The 415-nt window shown below is 68.9% G+C and carries 1 pseudogene; it reads left to right on the top strand.

The features are described from left to right. A pseudogene (locus H7I87_RS09665) lies at nt 1-415 on the top strand (hypothetical protein); the annotation flags it as partial.

The raw sequence follows: 415 nt of genomic DNA, 5'->3' as shown, positions 1-415 counted from the left end.
ACCATCGTGCCCACGATCTACCTGAGTCGGGCCAACCCCGCGGCCCTGCAGCGGCGCATGCGTGCGGGCCCGCGGGCCGAACCCCGAACCGCGCAGAAATTCATCATCACCGGCTCGTTCCTGGGGCTGTTCGCGACGATGGTGTTCAGCGCGCTCGATCATCGCTTCGGCTGGTCGTCGGTGCCGCCCTGGTTGTCGCTGGTCGGTGACGTGCTGGTGGCGACGGGCCTCGGGATCGCCATGCTGGTGATCGTCCAGAACAGCTACGCGGGCGCCACGGTCACCGTCGAAGCGGACCAGACCCTGGTGTCCGGCGTGGCGACGGGCCTCGGGATCGCCATGCTGGTGATCGTCCAGAACAGCTACGCGGGCGCCACGGTCACCGTCGAAGCGGACCAGACCCTGGTGTCCGGCG

The sequence above is a fragment of the Mycobacterium timonense genome (assembly GCF_025821985.1).
Lineage (GTDB): Bacteria > Actinomycetota > Actinomycetes > Mycobacteriales > Mycobacteriaceae > Mycobacterium > Mycobacterium avium.
This window is presented reverse-complemented; position numbering and strand designations above follow the sequence as displayed.